Annotated in this window: 19 protein-coding genes; 10 read left to right on the plus strand and 9 right to left on the minus strand. The window is 66.9% G+C overall.

The features are described 5' to 3' along the window. Positions 1-54: 54 nt before the first annotated feature. Entirely contained in the window at positions 55-2,124 is a 2,070-nt protein-coding gene (gene dnaG, locus IB243_RS08510) for a DNA primase (protein ID WP_192426266.1), read from the minus strand. Positions 2,125-2,184: 60 nt separating this feature from the next. Between dnaG and IB243_RS08515 the strand changes: the two genes are divergently transcribed. From IB243_RS08515 to IB243_RS08525, 3 genes are read left to right on the plus strand one after another with little or no spacing between them, the layout of a single operon-like run. Beyond that, positions 2,185-3,288 carry a PotD/PotF family extracellular solute-binding protein gene (locus IB243_RS08515; RefSeq protein ID WP_192426269.1) on the plus strand — a complete coding sequence of 368 codons (1,104 nt, stop codon included), beginning with the start codon at positions 2,185-2,187 and terminating at the stop codon, positions 3,286-3,288. A gap of 15 nt (positions 3,289-3,303) precedes the next feature. Next, entirely contained in the window at positions 3,304-4,962 is a 1,659-nt protein-coding gene (locus IB243_RS08520; protein ID WP_192426372.1) for a diguanylate cyclase domain-containing protein, read from the plus strand. Between the two features lie 49 nt (positions 4,963-5,011). Next, positions 5,012-6,670 carry an acyl-CoA synthetase gene (locus IB243_RS08525; protein WP_192426271.1) on the plus strand — a complete coding sequence of 553 codons (1,659 nt, stop codon included), beginning with the start codon at positions 5,012-5,014 and terminating at the stop codon, positions 6,668-6,670. Positions 6,671-6,679: 9 nt separating this feature from the next. Here the strand turns inward: IB243_RS08525 and IB243_RS08530 are convergent, their stop codons facing one another. The 3 genes from IB243_RS08530 to IB243_RS08540 form a co-directional block, all read right to left on the minus strand. After that, positions 6,680-6,943 carry a hypothetical protein gene (locus IB243_RS08530; RefSeq protein ID WP_192426273.1) on the minus strand — a complete coding sequence of 88 codons (264 nt, stop codon included), beginning with the start codon at positions 6,941-6,943 and terminating at the stop codon, positions 6,680-6,682. After that, complete coding sequence (locus IB243_RS27420; RefSeq protein WP_370540325.1) at positions 6,940-7,065, minus strand: hypothetical protein; 126 nt, start codon at positions 7,063-7,065, stop codon at positions 6,940-6,942. The genes IB243_RS08530 and IB243_RS27420 overlap by 4 nt, the downstream gene beginning before the upstream one ends. A gap of 562 nt (positions 7,066-7,627) precedes the next feature. Beyond that, complete coding sequence (locus tag IB243_RS08540; protein WP_192426275.1) at positions 7,628-8,533, minus strand: AraC family transcriptional regulator; 906 nt, start codon at positions 8,531-8,533, stop codon at positions 7,628-7,630. Positions 8,534-8,682: 149 nt separating this feature from the next. On the opposite strand from IB243_RS08540, the gene IB243_RS08545 reads away from it, so the two are divergent. Together IB243_RS08545 and IB243_RS08550 are read left to right on the plus strand one after the other, a co-directional pair. Continuing rightward, entirely contained in the window at positions 8,683-9,249 is a 567-nt protein-coding gene (locus IB243_RS08545) for a carboxymuconolactone decarboxylase family protein (RefSeq protein WP_192426277.1), read from the plus strand. Between the two features lie 229 nt (positions 9,250-9,478). Then, entirely contained in the window at positions 9,479-10,108 is a 630-nt protein-coding gene (locus IB243_RS08550) for a pyridoxamine 5'-phosphate oxidase family protein (protein WP_192426279.1), read from the plus strand. A gap of 298 nt (positions 10,109-10,406) precedes the next feature. Here the strand turns inward: IB243_RS08550 and IB243_RS08555 are convergent, their stop codons facing one another. Further along, positions 10,407-11,384 carry a LysR substrate-binding domain-containing protein gene (locus IB243_RS08555; protein WP_192426281.1) on the minus strand — a complete coding sequence of 326 codons (978 nt, stop codon included), beginning with the start codon at positions 11,382-11,384 and terminating at the stop codon, positions 10,407-10,409. A 105-nt stretch (positions 11,385-11,489) separates the two neighbouring features. Here IB243_RS08555 and IB243_RS08560 point away from each other — a divergent pair, with 105 nt between their 5' ends. Further along, positions 11,490-12,248 (plus strand): sulfite exporter TauE/SafE family protein, encoded by a 759-nt coding sequence (locus tag IB243_RS08560; RefSeq protein WP_192426283.1) that lies wholly within the window; start codon positions 11,490-11,492, stop codon positions 12,246-12,248. Between the two features lie 167 nt (positions 12,249-12,415). Then, positions 12,416-12,856: a cupin domain-containing protein gene (locus IB243_RS08565; RefSeq protein ID WP_225584801.1), complete on the plus strand. Its 441-nt coding sequence runs from the start codon at positions 12,416-12,418 to the stop codon at positions 12,854-12,856. A gap of 198 nt (positions 12,857-13,054) precedes the next feature. Here the strand turns inward: IB243_RS08565 and IB243_RS08570 are convergent, their stop codons facing one another. The 4 genes from IB243_RS08570 to IB243_RS08585 all read right to left on the minus strand — a co-directional run bounded on the left by IB243_RS08570 (position 13,055) and on the right by IB243_RS08585 (position 19,532). Further along, a complete protein-coding gene (locus IB243_RS08570; RefSeq protein WP_225584802.1) occupies positions 13,055-14,908 on the minus strand; it encodes a gamma-glutamyltransferase family protein in 1,854 nt (617 codons plus the stop codon). Between the two features lie 172 nt (positions 14,909-15,080). Next, complete coding sequence (locus tag IB243_RS08575; RefSeq protein WP_192426285.1) at positions 15,081-16,664, minus strand: alkaline phosphatase; 1,584 nt, start codon at positions 16,662-16,664, stop codon at positions 15,081-15,083. 155 nt (positions 16,665-16,819) lie between these two features. Beyond that, positions 16,820-18,367 (minus strand): GGDEF domain-containing protein, encoded by a 1,548-nt coding sequence (locus IB243_RS08580; protein ID WP_010464145.1) that lies wholly within the window; start codon positions 18,365-18,367, stop codon positions 16,820-16,822. A gap of 190 nt (positions 18,368-18,557) precedes the next feature. Then, the gene (locus IB243_RS08585) at positions 18,558-19,532 is read right to left on the minus strand and encodes an NADPH:quinone oxidoreductase family protein (RefSeq protein WP_057227112.1); all 975 of its coding nucleotides are present in this window, start codon (positions 19,530-19,532) and stop codon (positions 18,558-18,560) included. Positions 19,533-19,670: 138 nt separating this feature from the next. Here IB243_RS08585 and surE point away from each other — a divergent pair, with 138 nt between their 5' ends. From surE to IB243_RS08600, 3 genes are read left to right on the plus strand one after another with little or no spacing between them, the layout of a single operon-like run. After that, entirely contained in the window at positions 19,671-20,459 is a 789-nt protein-coding gene (gene surE / locus IB243_RS08590) for a 5'/3'-nucleotidase SurE (RefSeq protein WP_192426287.1), read from the plus strand. Then, positions 20,459-21,229: a protein-L-isoaspartate(D-aspartate) O-methyltransferase gene (locus IB243_RS08595; protein ID WP_192426289.1), complete on the plus strand. Its 771-nt coding sequence runs from the start codon at positions 20,459-20,461 to the stop codon at positions 21,227-21,229. Before surE ends, IB243_RS08595 begins: the two co-directional genes overlap by 1 nt. Positions 21,230-21,241: 12 nt before the next feature. Further along, positions 21,242-22,156, plus strand: a complete 915-nt coding sequence (locus IB243_RS08600; RefSeq protein ID WP_192426291.1) for a peptidoglycan DD-metalloendopeptidase family protein — start codon at positions 21,242-21,244, stop codon at positions 22,154-22,156. The last annotated feature ends 15 nt before the right edge of the window (positions 22,157-22,171 follow it).

The following is a 22,171-nucleotide window of genomic DNA, read 5'->3' on the forward strand; positions in this document are numbered from 1 at the left end:
GCTGCTGTCGCTCTTGCCGCTAACTAACCCTACATTATACCGCTTGACGGGATTTCAAGCGGCCTTGACAGCCACTCCCAGCAAAACCCTGCGTTTTTGTTCCAGCGCACGGTAGCGCTCCAGGGCGGTCGGGTCCGTGGCGGCTTGCAGCATCAGCAGTTTTTGCTGATCCTCTATGTCTTCGATCTGCATGCGGCTGAGCAGGTCCCGCAGTTCCGTGCGCAGCTCCTGCAGGTCGCCTTCGGTTTGGGCGTGCGAGCCTGTCATCACCTTCACGGCCAGCGCCTCGCACTCGTGCTCGCGCAGGCTCTCGCGTAGCACGGCCCAAGCTAGGGGGCCGTGTTCGTGAAACTGCGCCTCCAGCCAGCCAAAAAGCGGGCCGTGGGGCGGCTGCAGCGCACACAGGGTGGCGTGGTCGTCGTGGGTCAGCTCTTCCAGAAACGCCATATGCGACAGCAGCAGGCGCGCGGCATGGTCGGTGCGGCTGGCGGTGGGCGTGCGTGGCAGGCGTGGCTGGGGTGGCCAGGGGGCGTCCTTGTCCCTTTTTTTCCAGTTGCTCTTCCAGTCGCCGCCCTTGCGGAACGGAGGCTTGTTGCCGTAGCTGCTGCCATGGCCACCGCTCCCGTTGCCACCGCCGCCGTAGCCGCCTTGGTATCCGCCGTCATATCCTCCGCCCGGTTCCCCCTGCGGCGGCCATGTGCCGGCGTCGGGCGGGGCGTCCCAGGACGGCGGCTCGTGATCATAGGAAGCGGGGGCCTGCCGGGCTGGCGCACTACCTGCGCTGGTGTGGCCGGAGTAGGAGGACCGCGGTGCCTCGCGCGCCGTGGCCTGGCCCCACAGGTCTGCCAGGTCCTGCGCCTTGAGCTGGGTCAGGTCCGCCAGTTCGCCCAGCACCTGGCGCTTGAGCACGCCGTCGGGCAGGGCTGACCACAACGGGCGCGCGTTGCTGGCCATGTGGGCGCGGCCCTCGGCCGTGGCCAGGTCGCAGCCGTCGCTTGCCGATTCGACCAGGAAGCGGCTGAGCGGCACAGCCTCGCTCACGTGCCGGGCAAAGGCATCGGTGCCGTGCTCGCGAATGAAGCTGTCCGGGTCGTGCTCGGCCGGCAGAAACAGAAACTTGATGCTGCGCGTGTCGGTGGCGTGGGGCAGGGCGCCGTCCAGCGCCTTGCGCGCGGCGCGCCGGCCGGCGGCGTCTCCGTCGAAGCTGAACACCACCGATTCGGTAAAGCGCAGCAGTTTTTGTACATGCTCGGGCGTGCAGGCCGTGCCCAGCGTGGCCACCGCGTTCGGAAACCCGAGCTGCGCCAGGGCCACCACGTCCATGTAGCCCTCGGTGACCAGCGCGTAGCCATGCTCGCGGATGGGGGTACGGGCCTCGAACAGGCCGTACAGCTCGCGGCCCTTGTGGAACACCGGGGTTTCGGGAGAGTTCAGGTATTTGGGCTTGTCGTCGCCCAGCACGCGGCCGCCAAAGCCGATGCATTCGCCCTTGACGTTGCGGATGGGGAACATCACCCGGTCGCGAAAGCGGTCATAGCGCTTGTCCTGCCCGTCTTCGCCCACGATGACCAGGCCGCTTTCTTCCAGCAGCGGGTCGTCGTAGTGCGGAAACACACTGGCCAGGCTGCGCCAGCCTTCGGGGGCATAGCCCAGGCCGTAGCGCTTGGCCACCGCACCCGAGACGCCACGGCCCTTGAAGTACGCGATGGCGCGCTGCGACTCGCGCAACTGGCGGCGGTAGGCATCGCCCGCCTTCTCCAGCACATCGGTCAGCGTGGCCTGCTTCTGGCGCGCGGCGGCGGCGCGCTCTTTCTCCTGGGGAGAGATGTCGTCGTCGGGCACCTGCAGGCCCACCTGTTGGGCCAGGTCCTGCACCGCCTCGACGAAGCCCATGCCCGCGTGCTCCATCAAGAAGCTGATGGCGTTGCCGTTCTTGCCGCAGCCAAAGCAGTGATAGAACTGCTTGGCGGGGCTGACGCTGAAGGATGGAGATTTTTCGCCGTGGAAGGGGCATAGCCCCATGAAATTGGCGCCGCCTTTCTTCAGTTGCACGTAGCGGCCCACGATGTCGACCACGTCGACGCGGGCGAGCAGTTCCTGAATGAAAGACTGTGGGATCGTCACACCGCCTATTGTCCGCGTAAACTATTTGTTACCAGATATTGCAGAAGCGGGGCTTTCGGCATGGCAGTCACGTGGCGGCAGCAGGCGGTGGGTGGGACGGGCACTTCGGCGCAGCACAGGCTGCGGCGCCGGGATGTGGCTGTGCTGCTGCCGCTGGCGGCGGCAGGCCTGTGGCCAACGGCCGCGCAGGCGGCGCCGGTGCTGCGTGTGCTGTCCTGGCCTGGGTATGCCGACCCCGATATCGTGGCGGTGTTCGAGAAGCGCCATGGCGCCAAGGTGGAGATCACCACCGTCGCTTCTGACGACGTGTTGCGTGCCAAGCTGGCCAACCCACAGGGGGCCGGTTTTGACCTGGTGGCCGCCAACACGGCCGAAATTTCGCGGCTGGTGGCCCGCCGCCTGCTTGCACCGTTGCCCATACACAACATTCCAAACACCGGGCGCCAGCTGCCACGCTTTCGGCAACTGCATGCCATCGCGGGCATTGCTCAGGGCACGGACGTGTACGCGATGCCCTACACCTATTCCGAGATGGGGCTCATCTACGACCGCCAGCAGATCAGCACGCCCCCCAACTCCATCGCCGTGCTGTGGGACCCCCGCTGGCGGGGCCGCGTGCTGGCGTTTGATGGCAGCAGCCATGGCTTTTCCCTGGCGGCGATGCACCGGGGGCTCCCGCCGTTCCAGATCCCCGCTGCGCAGTTTGGACCTCTGGCGAAGGACCTGGTGGCCTTGCGCCGCAACGTGCGCTCGTTTTACAGCCTGCCCGAAGAGTCGCTGGAGCTGTTTCGCAAACACCGCATCGCGGTCATGCATGCCAACTACGGCCAGCAGCAGCTCAAGCAATTGCGGGATGCGGGGTTGGATGTGGGTTATGTGGTGCCGCGCGAAGGCGCGCTGGCCTGGCTGGACTGCTGGGCTATCACCCGCCGGTCCACCCAGGTGGCGCTGGCCACCGAGTGGATCAACTACATGCTCGATCCTTCCGTCAGCCGCGAGTTGACCCGGCGCCAGGGGCTGGCCAACACCCTCGACGAGCCGCCCGCGCTGTCTGACGATGCCCCTGCGGGCGCCATCGTGTGGCTGGAGCCCGTGGAAGATGAGGCCCGCCGTGCACAACTGTGGCAGCGCATCCTGTCGGGCGACCGACCGAACCGGTTCTGAACCATGAAAACCCGCATGAAATGGGGCATTGCGCTGCGGCTGGGGGTGCTGCTCGCGTCCTTCAGTGTCTTTGCGGCCGTTCTGGCGGGCTACTACACCTTTGATTCCAGCCGGGTACGCCTGCAGGGGCGGGCCGAACAGTCGCTGCTGGCCACCACGCAGGTGCTGGCGCGCCACATGCAGGCCGGTTTCGGCACCGTGTCGCGCGATACGGCCTTTCTGGCCAGTGTGGCGGCCATCGAGCAGGACAAAAACGTGCTGGCCGATGTGTTCCGGGCCAGCCTGATCACCCACCCGAGCTACCAGCAGATCCGCTTCATCGGTGTGCAGGACTTTGGCCTGGAGCTGGTGCGTATTGACCGCAGGGGCGATGCCTGGATACGTGCCAGCGAGGAAGAACTGCAGGAGAAGGCCCACTTCCCCTTTGTGTTTGAAACCCTGGCGCTGGCGCCGGGCGAGGTCTACGTGTCGGAGTTCGGCATCAACCACGAAGGCGCTGCCGATGCCGAACCGCTGCCCGTGTTCAGCATGGCCTCGCCCGTGGTGCGGGGGGGGCAGGTGCGTGGTGTGGTGGTGGTGCGTGTGGCGGCGCAGCAGTTTTTGCGCAATTTCAACACGGCATTGCCCGCGCCCTATGGCTTCTTCCTCAGCAACCGCTGGGGCGACTTTCTGGTGCACCCGGACGCCAGCCAGGCCTTCGGGTTCGACCGGGGCCAACGGATCCTGATCCAGGACAGCTTTGCGCCCGTGGCTGCACTGGTCGAGGGCCGCCAGGAAGAGGTGGTCCTCAGCCAGCCTGGCACTGACGATGACGAGGCCCGTGTCTTCTCGTTCGTGCGCATGCCTTTCGGGCGCCAGGGAGAAGAGCGGTTCATGGTGGTGGGGCTCTCGCAGCCGCTGGCTGCGGTGCAGGGGGAGGTGGTGAATCTGGGCAACAGCATCCTCAAGATCCTGCTGGTGCTGAGCGCCGTGGGCGTGGTACTGGCGGGGTGGGTGTCGCGCGTGGTCACGCAGCCGCTCAAGACCATGGTGCGGGCCACGCAGGCTCTGACGCAGGGCCGCTCGCACGATGTGCTGCCCGTGCAGCGCGAGGATGAGGTGGGCGAGCTTGCGCGCAGCTTTCAGGACATGGAGCAGCAGATCAGCCGCCAGATGACGGAGCTCAACGCCAGCCGCGATGCCATGGCCCATCTGGCGCACCACGATGCGCTCACTGGCCTGCCCAATCGCCGCATGTTCGAGCAGCGCCTGGCGCAGGCGCTGGAGCTGTCGCGCCGCAGCGGACGGGACTGTGCCCTGCTGTTTGTGGATCTGGACGATTTCAAGGCCGTCAACGACGAGCGGGGCCATGCCGTGGGCGATCTGGTGCTGCAGGCCGTGGCCCGCACCATCGTGGGTGCCGTGCGCCAGGCCGACACCGTGGCCCGGCTCGCGGGCGACGAGTTCACCGTGCTGTGCGAAAACGTGGATTCCGAGGACGCCGCTTTGCAGATCGCCGCCAAGCTGGAGCTTGCTTTCGAGGCCCCGCTGCAGATCGAAGGCCAGCCGCTGCCCATGCGCGCCAGCATTGGCGTGAGCCTGTTCCCGCGCGATGCCCAGGATGCGCACACGCTGCTGGCCAGCGCCGACGCGGCGATGTACCGTGTCAAGCAGAGTCGCCGCCGAAGGGTTTGAGTCAGCCTGGGGCGGTAGTCTGTGATCTGTTCACCCACACCCGCCGCCCATGACCTCCATTTTTGACCAGCACCTGCCTCGCACCGAAGCCAACTTCGCTGCCTTGTCCCCCCTGTCGTTCATCGAGCGCACGGCTGAGGTCTACCCCGACCGCCTGGCCATCGTGCATGGCCCGCTGCGCCAGACCTGGGGGGCAACCTACGCGCGCTGCCGCCAGCTGGCCAGTGCCCTGGTGCAGGCAGGTATCGGCAAGAACGACACGGTGGCCGTCATGCTGCCCAACACCCCACCCATGGTGGAGGCACACTTTGGCGTGCCCATGGCAGGCGCCGTGCTCAATGCGCTCAACACCCGGCTGGACCCGGAGGCCATTGCCTTCATGCTCGACCACGGCGAGGCCAAGGCCGTCATCGTGGACCCCGAGTTCACCGGCACCATGGCCAAGGCGCTGGCCCTGCGCACTGGCACCACGCCCATCCGCGTGATCGAGGTGCAGGACGTGCTGTACGGCCCTGCCGCGCAGAGCCTGGGCGGCACGGACTACGAAGCCTTTGTCGCCACGGGTGACCCGACTTTTGCCTGGAGCCTGCCCGACGACGAGTGGGATGCGATTGCGCTCAACTACACCAGTGGCACCACGGGCAACCCCAAGGGCGTGGTCTACCACCACCGGGGCGCGGCCAGCAATGCCATCAGCAACGTGCTGGAGTGGGACATGCCCAAGCACGCCGTGTACCTGTGGACCTTGCCCATGTTCCACTGCAACGGCTGGTGCTTTCCCTGGACGGTGGCGGCCCGCGCGGGCGTGAACGTGTGCCTGCGCCGCGTGGACGCCCAGGCCATCTTCGACGCGATCCGCCAGCATGGCGTGACGCACTACTGCGGCGCGCCCATCGTGCACGGCCTGCTGGTCAATGCGCCGGATGCAATGAAGGCCGGTGTGCAGAACCTCGCACAAGGGGGCGTCAAGGCCATGGTGGCGGGTGCCGCGCCCCCGGCGTCGATGATCGAAGGCATGGAGAAGATGGGCTTCGACCTGACCCATGTCTACGGCCTGACCGAGGTGTACGGCCCCGCCACCGTGTGCGCCAAACACGAGGCCTGGGACCTGCTCGACATCGGCGAACGCGCCCGCCTCAATGCCCGCCAGGGCGTGCGCTACCACCTGGAGCGCGACGTGCGCGTGCTGGACCCGGAGACCATGTTGCCCGTGCCGCAGGACGGCGAAACCATGGGCGAGATCATGTTCAAGGGCAACATCGCCATGAAGGGCTACCTCAAGAACCCCAAGGCCACCGACGAGGCCTTTGTGGGCGGATGGTTCCACAGCGGCGACCTAGCCGTGCAGTACCTCGACGGCTACATCAAGATCAAGGACCGCAGCAAGGACATCATCATCTCGGGCGGCGAGAACATCTCGTCCATCGAGGTGGAAGACGTGCTCTACCGCCACCCCGACGTGCTGGCCGCCGCCGTGGTGGCCAAGCCCGATGCCAAGTGGGGCGAGACGCCCTGCGCGTTTGTCGAGCTGAAGGCGGGCGCCCAGACCACGGCCGAAGACATCGTGGCCCACTGCAAGAAGCACCTGGCGGGCTTCAAGGTGCCGCGCGCCGTGGTGTTTGGCGAGCTGCCCAAGACCAGCACCGGCAAGATCCAGAAATTCGAGCTGCGCAAGCTGGCCGGGTCGGCAGCGGCCATCAACGTCTGATCACCCGGCTCAGCCAAAACCGCACGCCAGCGTCTGCCGGCCGCCATCCAGGTTGTATTCGGACTTCCAGTAGTGCCGGTCTTCGATGGCGGTGAACTCCACGCCAGGCCCGATCGGGTAGGCCGTCGCGAACGGGCGGCGCAGGATGACGAGCAGCTCGCACACGGGAGGCCAGTCCGCCACTTCGTCGATGACGTTGCCCCGCGCCAGCTCGGCCTCCAGGATCGCGCGCAGCGGGGCGGCCAGCGCGGCAGGAATCTGCTGGCGGCTCATGCGCGGGGCTGGCTGGCGGCAACAGGCTTTGCCGACCGTTCGGACGGAGCATCGTCCAGCAGCCGCTGCAATGCCAGCACCTGCCACTGGTGCTCCGGCTCGAAGGCCGAGAGGTCTTGCACCGCATACCCCCATACGCGTACACCGTGGCATAGGCCGCGTAGCTGGCGGCCTCCAGCGCCCGGCTCGCCAGCGCGTTGGCCACGGCGTAGGTGGCAGACACGGCGGCATGGGCCGACCCGTCCAGCGACTGCGAGCCCCGGTGGTGCGAGGCCACTTCCTTCAGCCGGGCGGCTGCGTTGGCCAACGTGGCGGCATCCACCGTGCCTGCCGTGAACGCGGCCAGGGTGTCCAGGCCCGCGATGGCCTCCGGGTCTTCCAGCAGGTGGCGCACGCGTCGCACACAGGCCAGGCCAAACGCGAGGCGCAGCGGGGTCTGGGCGTCGCTGGCCAGCCCACAGTCGGCAGCCAGTTGGGTGAGAGCGGCGTTCATGGCGTGCATCCTTTCCGGCAGCTGATCCATTTGCGGATTTTTGCTATCAATTAAATAGCTTCTTGCGCAATCAGTACAAGCGCCAGAGCCTGTTTTAACCTAAAAAAAGTGCTTTGCGGCAGGCGCAGGACATTGTGGCGGCCCGTGGTCTCCGCGTCGAGGTGGGCAGGGGGATCGGCTTTGCCCGCTGGCTATGCGGCAAGGCCCTCCAGCCAGACCCGGGGCGACATGCCCAGCTTCTGCGCAAACACGCGCGACAGCGCCGAGGGGTTGGCATAACCCAGCTCGTTGGCAATCGACTTCAACGACCGGCCGTTGCGCAGATGGGCCTGCGCCAGCGTCAGCCGCCAGTGCGCCAGGTAGTCGGCGGGGGTGTCGCCCACCACCGCCTTGAAGCGCGCCGCAAACGCGCTGCGCGACATGCCCGCCTGCGCCGCCATCTGCGCCAGGCTCCAGGGCTGGCCCGGGGCATCGTGCAGGGCGGTGAGGGCGCGGGCCAGGGGCGGGTCGGCCAGGCCCGTGAGCAGGCCCGGTGGCATGGCTGCCTCCTGGGGGTGGTCCAGCAGCCAGCGCAACAGCTGCAGCAGCACCACTTCAAAGAGCCGGTCGGCCAGCACACGGTGCCCGCAGCGCAGGCGGTCGGTTTCGGCAAACAGCAAGTCCAGGGACTGCTGCAGCCCGTCCACCTTGCCCAGGGGCAGCAACACCAGCGGGGGCAGGGCGCGGGCCAGCGGGTGGCTGGCGCCGCCGTCAAAGTCCAGTGCGGCGCAGGTGAAGTCCGAGCCCTCGGTGGGCGCGTTGTGGAAGAAGTGCTCCAGCGGCCGGGCATAGAAGAGCAGGCTGGGCTCGCGCACCTCCAGCCGCTCCGGTGGGCCCGCCTGGGGCTGGTGGGTGACCACCATTTCCCCGTGCCGCAGCACATGCAGAAAGCCACGCCCGGGCGCCGCCGCAAAGTGCGTGACGCCGCACAGCGGCCCACTGTGGAACAGATGGGCGCGCACCCGAAAGCGCTCCAGCAGCGACGACAACCGGTCAAACGGCACGGGTGCCGGCGCCGGTGTTGGCAAGGGCGTGGTGCAGTTGTCTAGGGTATTCATGGTGTTTGGATGATTTGGTATGAATTGTGGATTATTTATGCCAAATTGTGCGACGCCACCCAAGACACTGCAGAGGTGCTGTGTTTCAGCACCCGGCCTTCACAACGGCGCCGGTCACCCAACCTGCCAACACTTTCAAGGAAAACACAATGTCCGCTACCGCCCTCTCCACTGTCCGCGTTGCCCTTGTGGACCGCACCACCGCCACCGGCCCGGCGCGCGCGCTGCTCGATCAGATCCACGGCGCTTTCGGCGCCACACCCAACATGTTCCGCGCGGTGGCCAACTCGCCGGCGGCGCTGCAAAGCATGTGGGGCGCCTTCGGTGCGCTGGGCGGTGGCCAGATCGGCGCTGCACTGGGCGAGCAGATCGCCGTGGCCGTGGCCAACCGCAATGCCTGCGACTACTGCCTGGCCGCCCACACGGCGCTGGGCCGCAAGGCGGGCGTGAGCGGCGATGACCTGGCCGCCGCGCAGTCGGGCGAATCGGCCGACCCGCGCACCGCCGCCGTGCTGCGCTTTGCGCTCCAACTGGTCAACGAACGCGGCCAGGTCGATGCCGCCGACGTGCAGGCGCTGCGAGGCCACGGCTTGAGCGACGAGCACATCGTCGAGATCGTCGCCCATGTGGCGCTCAACCTGTTCACCAACTACGTGAACGTGGCGCTCGCGGTGCCGGTGGATTTCCCCGGCGTCAAGCTGCGCCCCGCGCGCTGACCTGCGGGGCTGCGCGCAGTTCAAGGTACTGCCGGCCCCGCGACGTGGCCTGCATCCGCCGCAACTGCCGCGAAAACCCCTGGGACAGGGAGCGGGGCAGATTCTGGGGCTTGCAGGGCTGCATGCGTGCGGTTTTGTCACGCATGCCGGGCGGGAATGTCGTTTGTCAGTGCGGCAGCCGTGCCGCACCATGGCCTGTCCCTTGTCCTCCCCCGAAAGAGAAACCGCCATGACCACGCCCCGCGACGAGTACGCCATTGACACCCTTGCGCGCCTGGATGCACTGCTGGGGGCCCTCAGCGATGCCTCCCTGCACAAGGAGGTGCCCCACGTGCACCCGGCCTACCGCGCCATGATCGAGGCCTCGCCGTTCGCGGTGCTGGCCACCACCGGCCCGGGTGGGCTCGATGCATCGCCGCGTCGTGACCCTCCGGGCTTCGTCCAGCTGCAGGACGATAAAACCCTGCTGCTGCCCGAGCGTCGGGGCAACAACCGCGCCGACAGCCTGCGCAACATCGTGGTCGATCCGCGCGTGGCGCTGCTCTTTCTCATCCCCGGCGTGGGTGAAACCCTGCGCGTGAACGGCCGCGCCCGCATCAGCGTGGCGCCCGATCTGCTCGCGCGCTTCGTCGTGAACGGGCAGCCGCCCAAGTGCGTGATCGTGGTCGATGTGGAGACGGTGTTCTTTCAGTGCGCCCGCGCCATCCAGCGCTCGCGCCTGTGGGATGCCGTGCCGCCTGGCACCCCGCGCCCGGTGCCGACGCCCGGCGCCATCCTTGCGTCCATCACGCACGGTGCATTCGATGGCGCGGCGTATGACAAGGAGCTGCCAGCGCGGCAGCAGGCGACGTTGTATTGAGAACCTGTTCAAGATCTTTTCGGGGTCGCACAAGTGTCTTGCCGGGATGGAATGCAAGGCGCGGGGTGCAGCCAATAGCTCGGCTATTGGCAAGCACCGCAACGCCGCAGACCGCCCGGCAAGGCACTTGTCCGAAGGGTTGGAGTGAAATCGGGCGATTGGACGCCCCGGCTGCTTGCGTGGGCACGAGCCCATGCGGCGCATCCGAAGCATCCACTCATCCCGATTGCGCTCCAATGCGATCCGCGAAAAGATTTTGAACAGGTTCTGAGGGGATCGGCCGGAGGGGCTCGAACCCTCAGGCCTGCTCCGCCGTGAACGCCGCAGCCGCCTCGCGCAGCGCCTGCGCAAACTGGGCCACCTCGGCATGCTGCGCGTCCCGCTGGCGCTGGAACAGCGTAATGGGCGGCAGCGTCCAGCCGAAGCGGTGCGGCACGATGGCCACGCCGGCGATGCGCACCAGCTCCTGGGCGATGTCGGCCGGCACGATGGACACGGCCCGTTCGCTGGCCGCCACCAGTTCGCCGATGACCTTGGACGACAGGCTTTCCACATACGGCTGCGGCGGCACCACGCCCGCGCGCAGGAAGAAGTCGGTGATCTGCTCGCGCATGGGCGTCTGCCGCGCGCCCAGCACCCAGTCCAGGTCGGCCAGCTCGGCCCAGGCCAGGGGCTTGCGGGCCAGGCGCGCCGACAGGCGGCGGTGGGCGATGAGGCGCGGCTCCTGGTGGTAGAGCACCTCGTGCACCAGCCCGTGCATGTCGAGCACGGCGGAGGTGCGGCCGATCACGCAGTCGAGCTCATGACCGCGCAGGCGCTGCAGCAGGTGGTCGCTGGTGCCTTCGTGGATGCTCACCGTGGCACGCAGGCCGCGGGGCCGCGTCTGGCCAATGGCCGCAGCCAGCAGGCGCCCCGGCACGAACGGGATCACCCCCACCTGCAGGTGCGCCGCGCGGCCAGCGCTGGCGGCCTCCATGTCGCGCGCCCAGTGGCCCAGGTCCTGCAGCAGGGTGCGCGCACGGGCCAGCGCCACGGTGCCCAGCGCCGTGGGCACCATGCCGCGCGTGGACCGCTCGAACAGCGGCGCGCCGAAAATCGCCTCCAGCTCGGCCAGCGCATGGGTGATGGCCGGCTGGCTCGTGGCCATGTGGTGCGCCACGCGGGTCAGGGTGCCATGCGCTTCGATCTGCTGCAGCAGCACCAGGTGGCGCATCTTCAGGCGCGAGGCCAGGCGGGCCTGGATGGCGTCGGGATCAAGCGGCAAATGCGCAGGCATGGCTGGTTTTTGGCTATTAGTAAATCAATATGGCTTGATATTAATTGCTGATGATTTGATTATGAGAACTCTCCACAATGCACAGCAACAACGGAGGGGAAGGCGATGGACTCATCAGTGCTGTGGGTGGTGGCCCTGGGGGCGGTGGCGGCGGGATTTGTGCAGGGCCTGTCGGGCTTTGGCTTTGGCATGGTGGCCATGTCGTTCTGGGTCTGGACGCTGGAGCCGCGCCTGGGTGCGGTGCTGACGGTGTGCGGCGCGCTCACCGGCCAGCTGGTGGCGGCGTTCTCGGTGCGCCGCGGCTTTGACAAGGCGCGGCTGCTGCCGTTCGTGCTGGGCGGCCTGGCGGGCATTCCGCTGGGCGTGGCCGTGCTACCGCGCCTGGATATGGACGCCTTCAAGCTCGTGCTGGGCACGCTGCTGGTGCTGTGGTGCCCGGCCATGCTGATGGCAAAACAGTTGCCCCGCATCACCCGCGGCGGGCGTGTGGCGGACGCGGTGGTCGGCCTAGCCGGCGGGGTGATGGGCGGCCTGGGCGGCTTCACCGGCGTGCTGCCCACGCTGTGGTGCACCCTGCGCGGCATGGACAAGGACGTGCAGCGCGCCATCATCCAGAACTTCAACCTGGCGATGTTGCTGGTGACCTTCGGGACTTACGCGGCCACGGGCCTGATCACCCGCGAGGCCCTGCCCCTGCTGGCCATCGTGGTCCCCGCCATGCTGGTGCCCACGCTGCTGGGCGCCCGGCTGTACCACGGCATCAGCGACGCGCGGTTCCGGCAGATCGTACTGGGCATGCTGACGCTGTCGGGCGTGGCGATGCTGGTGGCGAGCGTGCCGAAGGTGCTGGCGCGGTGGCTGTAGTGGTACACCGTCAGAACCCTGACGGCTTGGCAGCGAGGCGGCGCGTTCGGGCCTAACATGCTCCCCGGCACACGCCCCGCTGCACGCAGGCGTGGCCGCCGCACCAGGCTGCATCGACGTCAAAGTCAACACCAACGCAGCGCGGCTTCATCCACCGAGGAGACTTCATGACAACAACACACAACACAACCCTGGCCCGCGCTGCAGGCGCCGCCATCGCACTGGCATTGGTTGCCGCACCGGCGCTGGCCGACGTGTTCACCAAGGAAGATCTGATCAAGGCCAACAAGGAGGCTGCAGGCGGCGGCAAGGGCACGCTGGTCGGTGAATACGCCTTCATGCGCGACAAGGCGCTCAAGGATCACGCGATCAAGGAGATCAGCTGGCTCACGCTGCAGCCGGGCGACTCCATCGGCTTTCACAAGCACACGACCAACGAAGACACCTACATCATCATTTCCGGGCGCGGCACCTTCCGCGACAAGGACGGCAAGGACGTGGCGGTGAAGCCGGGCGACGTGACCATCGTGCGCAAGGGCGAGTCGCATGGCCTGGTCAACACCGGCACCGAGCCGCTGGTGTTTGTGGATGTGATTGCCGAGCAGTGAGGTGCTGAGCCTGTGGTGCGGTGACGCAGTAGTGTGAAGTGCGGTCGATTGCCAGCACTGCACCCGCACCCTGGCAGCCGCCCGGCGTGCACAGCAAAAAGAGCGTTCTGCAACACGGACTGCAGAACGCTCTTTTTTTTATAGCTGCTGGCGCTTATCCAGAAAGCGGTAGCGGTATTTTTTGCTTGAAGTTGATCCTCAGTCGCCCATCACCACGCCCTCGCGCCGTGGGTCGGCGCCGCCCATCCACAGCTTCTTGCCATGGGCGTTGCCCAGCGTGATCGCCTGCAGGCCGCTGGTCATGTTCATCTCGCGCACCTCGGCGCCGCGGGCGCGCAAGGCTTCCACCGTGGCGGGCGGGAAGCGCTTTTCCTCCAGCAGCGTCGGCCCGTTCATGGAGCCGAAATTGGGCAGGTTGATGGCCTGCTGCGGCATCAGGCCCCAGTTGAAGACGCCGTAAAGCGTCTTGGCTGTGTAGTGGATGATGGCCGCGCCGCCGGGGCTGCCGCCGCTCATCAGCAACTCGCCTGTGGCCTTGTCGAACACCAGCGTGGGCGCCATGGACGAGCGCGGGCGCTTGCCAGGCTGTACGCGGTTGGCAATCGGCTGGCCCTGCGCGTCGGCGGGCGCGAAGCTGAAGTCGGTGAGTTCGTTGTTGAGCAAAAACCCTTTGACCATCTGCCGTGCGCCAAACTGGTCTTCGATGGTGGTCGTCATGGCCACCGCGTTGCCGAACGCGTCGACGATGCTGATGTGGCTGGTGCCGTACTCGGGCTGGTCGGGCATGGGGGCGTAGCTGGTCTTCACCGCGCCGGGGTTGCCGGGCTGTGCGACCTTCATGCTCTGCGTGCCGATGAGCTTGGCACGCTCGGCCAGGTAGGCCGGGGCGAGCAGGCTGCTCCAGCTGCCGGCGGGCGGCTGCACGAAGTCCGGGTCGCCTACGTACTGCGCGCGGTCGGCAAAGGCCAGGCGGGCGGCTTCGGTGTACAGGTACAGCCAGTCCGCCGAGGGGATGCCGTCCTGCAGCGGCTTGGCGGCGGCGTCGGTGTTCTTGAGGATGCCCAGGATTTGCCCGATGGCAATGGCGCCCGAGCTGGGCGGCGGAAAGCCGCACACGCGGAAATCTTTGCTGGCCACCTGGTAGTCGTGGCACAGCGCCTCGCGCTTTTTGGGCTGGTAGCCGGCCAGGTCGGCCATGCTGAGCTTGCCGGGGTTGGTGGGGTGTTTTTGCACCTTGTCGACGATGGCCTGGGCGATCTCGCCTTCGTGCAGGGCCTTGCTGCCTTCGGCGGCAATCTTGCGCAGCACGGCGGCCAGCTCGGGGTTGCGCAGGTTCACGCCCACGTCGCGGGCGTCACCGTCGGCCTTGTAGAAGTAGGCTGCGGCCACCGGGTCCTTCTTCAGGTGTGCATCGGCCGCCACCAACGTATTAAGCCGCGCACTCACCTTGAAACCACCCTCAGCCAGGGTGATGGCGGGCTGGAACAGCGTGGCCCAGGGCAGCTTGCCGTGCTGCTTGTGCGCCAGCTCCAGCATGCGCACGGTGCCGGGCACGCCGACCGAGCGGCCGCCTACCACGCCGTCATAAAAAGGCACGGGTTTGCCATCAGCGCCGAGGAACAGTTTTTCGTCGGCGGCAGCGGGCGCGGTCTCCCGGCCGTCATAGGCCTCCACGGTTTTGCCGGTGCTGTGCAGCAGGAAGGCGCCACCACCGATGCCGCTCGATTGCGGCTCGACCAGGGTCAGCACCATCTGCACGGCAATCGCCGCGTCCACGGCCGAGCCCCCGGCCTTGAGGATCTGGTAGCCCGCATCGGTGGCCAGGGGGTTGGCAGCGGCCACGGCGAATTTCTCGGTGGCCCAGCCGGGCTTTTCGGTGTAGCCCGACGAGCCTTCGGGTTGGGCGGGCACGGTGTAGGCGAACTGCGAGGGGGCGCTGGCACAGCCCGCGATGGCGACCAGGGTGATGAGGGCCGCAGTGGCGAGCAGTGTTCTGTTGAATGCGCGTGGAGAGGGCGTGGCGGGCGTTCTGGGCGTGGGTGCTTTTGACATGGCGGCTCCTTCGGTGCAAGAAGCGGCCATGGTAAGTCGCCTTCGCGGTGGGGCGCCGCAGCGTTACATCACGCTACAGGCTTTGAAAATATGAATGTTTTTGGCCTCTGGCGATTGATGGAAAAGCGCTGGAAGCTATTAAAACAGGAGCAATTGCGCTGCGGGCGTGCGCTCAGGCACGTACAGGGCCAGGCCGCTTGTCTTCCACCACAAACTGGGCGAGCGTGGTGGCGGTGCTGTCCACGCGCAGCGGGTCATCCAGCACGCGCAGGGCGGTGGTCCAGCGCGCGGGCGTGATGTCGGCCAGGCCATAGCCGCGCTGGTCGCAGCGGGCCAGCAGCACGTGCGGGTTGTGCCGGACGATGGCATCCACCTTGTCCTGCGTGGTGCCCGAGCGCGAGCTGATGGAGGTGCCGCAGAACTCGCTGGCGATGACGGGCGAATCGGAGCGGTCGGGATCGGCGTGCACGCGGCACACATAGTTCTGGTGGATGTCGCCGCCCAGCAGCACGGTGTTGCGCGGAGCATGCTGGCCCACGGCCTGCAGCAGGCGTGCGCGGGCGGTGGGGTAGCCGTCCCAGCTGTCGGTGGACGTGACGCCCGAGGGGTAGTGGCGTGGCGAAAACAGGGTTTGCTGCGCCAGCACGCTCCAGCGCGTGGTGTCCTGGTCGCGGGCGTCTGTGGCCAGGCCCGCGTGCAGCCACTGCTCTTGCGCCGTGCCCAGCAGTGTCCGGGCGGGGCTGGCAAGGTCGGCGCAGTCGGCGGCGCGCACGGCACCGGCGCTGGCGGATTGGGGCGAGCGGCAGGCCTGCCAGCTGCGGTACTGGCGGCTGTCCAGCAGGTGGATGTGGGCCAGACGCCCCCAGCGCAGTCGGCGGTACACCTGCAGCGCATCCCTGCGGGTGTCGGGGGATGGCCGGTTCAGGCTGGCGGCGCGCAGCGGCATGTTTTCGTAAAAGGCCTGCCAGGCGGCACCGCGCAGCGCCAGGAAGCTGGCGTCGTCGCCCCGGCCCGCATGCCCTGTGCTGGCGGCGTAGTCGTTTTGCACCTCGTGGTCGTCCCAGGTCACGGCCCAGGGGCAGGCGGCGTGGGCGGCCTGCAGGGCGAGGTCGCTTTTGTGCAGGGCGTAGCGGTCACGGAAGTCGGCCAGCGTGCTGGCCAGGCGCAGGCTGTGGGTACGGGCCAGGTCGGTGGTGTTCTTGGGCGTGGCGTACTCGTAGATGTAGTCGCCCAGGAACAGCACCAGGTCGGGCTGGTCGGCCACCAGATGGCGCCACGCGGCGTAGTGGCCGTGTTCCCAGCGCTGGCAGGATGCAAACGCCAGGCGCAGCGCGTCTGGCAGGTCACCGGGTGCCGGGGCCGTGCGCGTGCGGCCCACCGTGCTGATGGCATCGCCCAGCATGAAGCGGTAGTGGTACCAGCGGCCTGGTGCCAGGCCCTGCAGCTCCACATGCACGCTGTGGCCGAGCGTGGGCAGGGCGGTGGCTTCGCCTTTTTGCACGATCTGCGCAAAACGCACATCGTGCGCCACCTCCCACCGCACGGTGTGGGTGGCCTGCATCTGCGCCGGGTCGGCCAGCACCAGTCGCGTCCACAGCACCACACCGTCCGGTGCCGGATCGCCACTGGCCACGCCCAGCGCAAACGGGTTGAATTGCAGAGACGGCGGGTTGCTCCACGCCCAGCGGGGCAAGGCGACGGCAGCGGCAGCCGAGGCGGCGTGCCGCAAAAAGATTCGTCGCTGCTCTTGCGTCATTGCGGCGAGCTGGATATATGCGCTGCGCTTAAAACGGGCGCAGTCCAGGCCAGCGGCCACCGCGCAAGGGCCGCCCCGCCGCGCTGGCGGCGTCCCCCTCCCGAAGGAGAGGGGGAAGGCGCCGAAGGCGACTCAGGGGGGGGTGTTTCATCACCCTATGCGGCCATGACGCGGTTTTTGCCCGATCGTTTGGCCAGGTACATCGCCTGGTCGGCACGGCGGATGGCATCGGCGCTGTCTTCGCTGTCGTGCAGCTGGGCGACCCCGGCGCTGAAGGTGATGAGCACTTTCTCGCTGCCCTGCAGGAAGAAGCGCGTGGTCAGCTCGCGCTGCAGCCGCGTCATGGCGGCCACGCCGCTTTCCGCCGGGGTGTCGGGCAGCACCAGCACGAATTCCTCGCCGCCATAGCGTGCCAGCAGATCCTGTGGCCGCATGACCTCGCGCGTGACCTGGGCCAGGTGCACCAGCGCGGCGTCCCCGCCCGAATGGCCCAGGCGGTCGTTGATGGTCTTGAAATTGTCCACGTCCAGCAGCGCCAGGCACAGCGGCGAGCCCAGGCGGCGTGCGCGGGCAATTTCTCGCTCCATGGCTTCGTCCAGGCCCTTGCGGTTGAGCGAGCCCGTGAGCGGGTCGTGCCGGGCCTGGGCGCTGGCGCGGTCCAGCTCTTCTTGCAGTCTGGCGACTTCGGCGCGCTTGGCTTCGGTGCGTTCGCGCAGGTCGTGCAGTTCGTCGTGCGCCACGCGGCTGTCCAGCGCCATCGAGCGGGTGGCGGTCATCACTTCCTGCAGCACGGGGGCGATTTCTTCGAGGGTGTTGGCCTTGCCGATCAGGTCGGCGCAACGGGCCATCGTGCCCTGGTAGGTGGTGCTGGATGCGGTGATCTTGGCCAGGCGTTCGATGAACGTGGCCAGCATGTCCTTCATCTGCTCCTGCGCCTCGACCGTGCGGGCCTTGGCCTCGGTCTGCTTGAAGATCACGTCCTTGAGCCGGCGCTGCACATCGTCCAGGCGGCGCAGCGTGAGCGGCGGGGTGGAGGCGGCCATCAGTGCCTCGGCCTGACCGTGCAGCCAGCGGTCTTCCACGCTGAGCACAGCGATGTTCTCGAACACCATGTGCAGCAACTCCAGCAGGCTGGAGCGGATGGCGGCCTGGTCTTCGGTGGCAAACGACAGCCGGTAGGTGAAGTTGCCCAGCATGAGCTGGACGGTGGAGATGGGCGGTGCGGGTTCTTTCAGAAAGGCGATGAGCTTTTCCGCCATCTCGATCACGCGGGCATCGTCCTCGCCCAGCGCGGGCATCGTGTTGTCGATGAGGCGGGCCAGCATCTGCGCAAACTCGTCCGGCAGGACGCCAGGGTTGGCGGTGCCCGGGGCATCTGCCGCTGTCTCTACTGGGGTGGCCGCCGCCGCCGCCGGGTTCAGCCCCAGGTTGGCGTAGCCGACCAGCACACTTTGTAGCGAAGTCCAGTCTTTGTTGTTGACGGCGCGCTCAAATTGCCCCAGCAGTCGCTTTTGTGCGGGGGTTTGGCCTGGCAACACCCTCAGGATGTGGTGCAGCGGGCCTTCCGGGAACGGCTGGGGGCTGCGGGTTCCTGATATCTCGTCGTACAGCGCCAGGTAGTTGTCGGGCGTCGGGGGCAGACGGCGGGCGGTCAGCTGCTTGAGCGTCTCGCGCGCAATTTCGGAAGGTGGTCGGTCGGCCATGTACGGACACCAGTGTCAGGGGAAATCAGGAGGCACGAGTGTGACACAGCGGCTCGCACATTGCCCCACCTATTGGGGGGGCGTTGTGGATCGCACTGGCGCGGCGGTAGACCTGCAGGCGCCGTGGAATGGGCCTGGCCTGGCTACTGGCGTCCCCCGGGGATGACGTCGCAGCCGCTGCAGGGGATTCCTAGTTCACCATCACGAGCTTGCCCATCACCCCCCGCGAACCCATGTGGGCGTAGGCGGCGGGCAGCTCGGCCATGGGCATGGTGCGGTCGATCACGGGCTTGATCTTGCCCTGGGCGTACCACTGCGCCAGCTCGCCCATCATGGCGGCGTTGGCCTTGGGCTCGCGCTTGGCGAAGTCGCCCCAGAACACTCCCACGATGGAGGCACCCTTGAGCAGTGCCAGGTTGAAGGGCAGGGCCGGGATGGGGCCGGACGCAAAACCCACCACCAGGTAGCGGCCGCGCCAGGCGATGGAGCGGAAGGCGGGCTCGGCAAAGTCGCCGCCCACAGGGTCATAAATTACGTCGGGGCCCTTGCCGTCGGTGAGCGTTTTGATGGCGTCGCGCAGGTTGTCTTTGCTGTAGTTGATGGTGGCGTCCGCGCCGATGGAGGTGCATAGCGCACACTTTTCGTCGCTGGAGGCTGCTGCAATCACGCGCGCGCCCATCGCCTTGGCAATCTGGATGGCGGCTGTGCCCACGCCCCCGGCGGCGCCTAGCACCAGCACGGTTTCGCCGGCCTTGAGCTGTGCGCGGTCTACCAGCGCATGGTGGGATGTGGCGTAGATCATGATGAACGCGGCGGCGTCCACATGCGAAAAACCGTCGGGCAGTGGCATGCACAGGGCCGCGGGGGCAAGGGTGTGGGTGCCAAAACCACCGGTGCCCGACAGGCAGGCCACGTTTTGGCCGACCTTGAGGTGGGTGACCCCATCGCCTACCGCCGCGACCACGCCTGCGTATTCAGAGCCGGGCACGAAGGGCAGCGGCGGTTTCATCTGGTACTTGTTCTGCACGATCAGCAGGTCCGGGAAGTTCAGGCTGGCGGCCTTGATCTCGATGAGCACCTCGCCCGCCTTGGGCGAGGGCGTGGGCAGTTCGGTCCAGGCCAGGGCGTCAACGCCGGTGGGGTTGGTGCAAAGCCAAGCGTGCATGGAAAAATCTCCTGTCAATGTGGGCTGCATGATAGGCGGGGCAACCGGGCGCGCGATGTCCCACGAGCGACGGGGGCTGGCCGTGGGGCCAAGGCCGGACGCCCCACCTACAATCCGTTGCAAGCTCCACCGCAACCCATGAAAATTCTGATTTCCAACGACGACGGCTACCAGGCTCCGGGCATCGTTGCGCTGCACGATGCCTTGAAAACCCTTGATGGGGTGGAGGTGGAAGTGGTCGCGCCCGAGCACAACAACAGCGCCAAGTCCAATGCGTTGACGCTGCACTCGCCGCTGTATGTGCACAAGGCCTTCAACGGTTTTCGCTATGTGAACGGAACGCCAGCCGACTGCGTGCACATCGCCCTGACGGGGCTGCTGGGCTACCGGCCCGATCTGGTGGTGTCGGGCATCAACAATGGCGCCAACATGGGCGATGACACCATCTATTCGGGCACGGTGGGCGCGGCCATGGAGGGCTATCTGTTTGGCATTCCAGCTATTGCCTTCTCCCAGGTGGACAAGGGGTGGGGCGAGATCGAGGCCGCTGCGGCCAAGGCGCGCGAAATCGTTGCGCAGATGCTGGCGCAGAAGCTCGTGAACGAAACCCCGTGGCTGCTGAACGTGAACATTCCCAACATGCCCCTCGACGCGCTGAAGCCCCTCAAGCTGTGCCGCCTGGGGCGCCGCCACGCGGCCGAGCGTGTGATCGTGCAGGAAAGCCCTCGGGGCGAGGCGATGTACTGGATCGGTGGCGCAGGAGCGGCCAAGGATGACGCGGAGGGCACGGATTTCCATGCCACGGCGCAGGGCCATGTGTCCATCACGCCGCTGAAGGTGGATCTGACCGACCACGACAACCTTGGCTACTGGGCGCAAACGGCGTCCCGGCTTGCGGCAGGGGCGGCTGGCGCCCCTGGACTCTGATGCAGCGCCGCCCAGGATTTCCAGCCCGATTGCCGGGGTCCGGACATGCTCCAGCCCGGACCGCGCCGGTGGCGACGCCTGCCCGCAATCCAGTGGCGGCAGCCCCGGTAGGCGTCGGGTTGGACTCTGCGGCGGTCCGCGCGCGCATGGTGCAGAAACTGGCGGCTGGAGGTATCACGTCGGCGGCGGTGTTGCAGGCCATGGGCTCTGTGGAGCGCCATCGTTTTGTGGACAGTGCCCTGGTCAATCAGGCGTACGAGGACACCAGCCTGCCGATTGGCCTCGGGCAGACCATCTCCAAACCTAATGTCGTTGCCCGCATGTGTGAATTGCTTTTGGGGGCTGAAGGTGCGCGCACGGGTGGGTTGGGGCGCGTGCTGGAGATCGGCACGGGTTGCGGCTACCAGGCCGCCGTGCTGAGCCACCTGGCACGCGAGGTCTACACGCTGGAGCGCCTGCGTGGCCTGCATGACAAGGCGCGCCACAATCTGCGCCCGTTTCGCTTGGCCAATGTTCATTTGCTGTTCGGTGACGGCATGCTGGGCTACGCCAAGGGCGCACCCTATGCAGCCATCATTGCCGCAGCTGGTGGCGATGCCGTGCCCCAGGCTTGGTGCGATCAATTGGCCGTTGGTGGCCGGCTGGTTGCACCCATGGCGCTGGCGGGTGGTCAGCAGATGTTGCTTGTGATCGACAAAACTCCGCACGGATTGAAACAAAGCGTGCTGGAGCCTGTGCATTTTGTCCCTCTAAAATCGGGGATTGCCTGAAGGGAATTGCTTATGTTCGTATCGCGTGGTCTTGTGGTTGGGTTGACTGTGGCACTGGCGGGTTTTGCGCTCACTGGCTGCGGTACCCGGCTGAACAAGGCTCCAGTGGAAGACCGAGGCACATCCTCCTCCACACCTTCTTCCTCCGCACAACCTGGTGTGGTGGTTGGCGCCCCTGTTAAGCCGCTGCCTGGCGCCGAGAACGCGGGCAAGCCAGGCTACTACACGGTCAAGCCAGGAGATACCCTTATCCGCATCGGGCTGGAATCTGGCCAGAGCTGGAAAGACATTGCGCGCTGGAACAGCCTTGACAATGCAAATCTGATCGAAGTCGGCCAGGTGCTGCGCGTGGCGCCGCCGGTAGCTGCTTCGCAGGCAGTCGCCTCGGACAGTGGCGTGGTCACGCGGCCTGTCACGTCCTCCACCGTGACGCCTGCAGCGCCTGCCAGCACACCGGCGCCAGCAGCCAGTGCGGCCAAGCCAGCTACTTCGGCGGCCTCCGGCCCTGTAGTGGCAGTGGCACCCGCCACGCCAGCGACGCCGCAGGCTGCTGCAGAAGATGACGTGGCGTTTATCTGGCCGGCCCCAGGTTCGTTGATTGCCGGTTTTGACGAGGCGCGCAACAAGGGGTACGACATCGCTGGCAAGGCCGGGGACCCGGTCCTGGCCGCTGCCGACGGCCGTGTTGTGTATTCAGGGGCGGGGCTGCGTGGATATGGCAATCTTGTCATCCTCAAGCACAACAACACGTTTTTGACGGCGTATGCCCACAACCAGACCCTGCTTGTCAAGGAGGATCAGGCTGTGCGCAAGGGGCAAAAAATTGCCGAGATGGGTAGCACCGACGCCGACCGGGTCAAGCTGCACTTCGAAATCCGTCGCCAGGGCAAGCCTGTCGATCCGTCGCGTTACCTGCCTCCCCGTTGAATCCCGCTGTTGTGG

The organism is Acidovorax sp. ACV01 (assembly GCF_014851495.1).
In the GTDB taxonomy this organism is placed as follows: domain Bacteria; phylum Pseudomonadota; class Gammaproteobacteria; order Burkholderiales; family Burkholderiaceae_C; genus Acidovorax; species Acidovorax radicis.

Coding starts and splice junctions, on each gene's coding strand:
- IB243_RS08595 (WP_192426289.1), top strand. CDS start 20,459: ATGCAGCGCCGCCCAGGATTTCCAGCCCGATTGCCGGGGTCCGGACAT.
- IB243_RS08520 (WP_192426372.1), top strand. CDS start 3,304: ATGAAATGGGGCATTGCGCTGCGGCTGGGGGTGCTGCTCGCGTCCTTC.
- IB243_RS08600 (WP_192426291.1), top strand. CDS start 21,242: ATGTTCGTATCGCGTGGTCTTGTGGTTGGGTTGACTGTGGCACTGGCG.
- IB243_RS08530 (WP_192426273.1), bottom strand. CDS start 6,943: ATGAGCCGCCAGCAGATTCCTGCCGCGCTGGCCGCCCCGCTGCGCGCG.
- IB243_RS08545 (WP_192426277.1), top strand. CDS start 8,683: ATGTCCGCTACCGCCCTCTCCACTGTCCGCGTTGCCCTTGTGGACCGC.
- IB243_RS08550 (WP_192426279.1), top strand. CDS start 9,479: ATGACCACGCCCCGCGACGAGTACGCCATTGACACCCTTGCGCGCCTG.
- surE (WP_192426287.1), top strand. CDS start 19,671: ATGAAAATTCTGATTTCCAACGACGACGGCTACCAGGCTCCGGGCATC.
- IB243_RS08565 (WP_225584801.1), top strand. CDS start 12,416: ATGACAACAACACACAACACAACCCTGGCCCGCGCTGCAGGCGCCGCC.
- IB243_RS08560 (WP_192426283.1), top strand. CDS start 11,490: ATGGACTCATCAGTGCTGTGGGTGGTGGCCCTGGGGGCGGTGGCGGCG.
- IB243_RS08570 (WP_225584802.1), bottom strand. CDS start 14,908: ATGTCAAAAGCACCCACGCCCAGAACGCCCGCCACGCCCTCTCCACGC.
- IB243_RS08585 (WP_057227112.1), bottom strand. CDS start 19,532: ATGCACGCTTGGCTTTGCACCAACCCCACCGGCGTTGACGCCCTGGCC.
- IB243_RS08555 (WP_192426281.1), bottom strand. CDS start 11,384: ATGCCTGCGCATTTGCCGCTTGATCCCGACGCCATCCAGGCCCGCCTG.
- IB243_RS08575 (WP_192426285.1), bottom strand. CDS start 16,664: ATGACGCAAGAGCAGCGACGAATCTTTTTGCGGCACGCCGCCTCGGCT.
- IB243_RS08580 (WP_010464145.1), bottom strand. CDS start 18,367: ATGGCCGACCGACCACCTTCCGAAATTGCGCGCGAGACGCTCAAGCAG.
- IB243_RS08515 (WP_192426269.1), top strand. CDS start 2,185: ATGGCAGTCACGTGGCGGCAGCAGGCGGTGGGTGGGACGGGCACTTCG.
- IB243_RS08525 (WP_192426271.1), top strand. CDS start 5,012: ATGACCTCCATTTTTGACCAGCACCTGCCTCGCACCGAAGCCAACTTC.
- IB243_RS08540 (WP_192426275.1), bottom strand. CDS start 8,533: ATGAATACCCTAGACAACTGCACCACGCCCTTGCCAACACCGGCGCCG.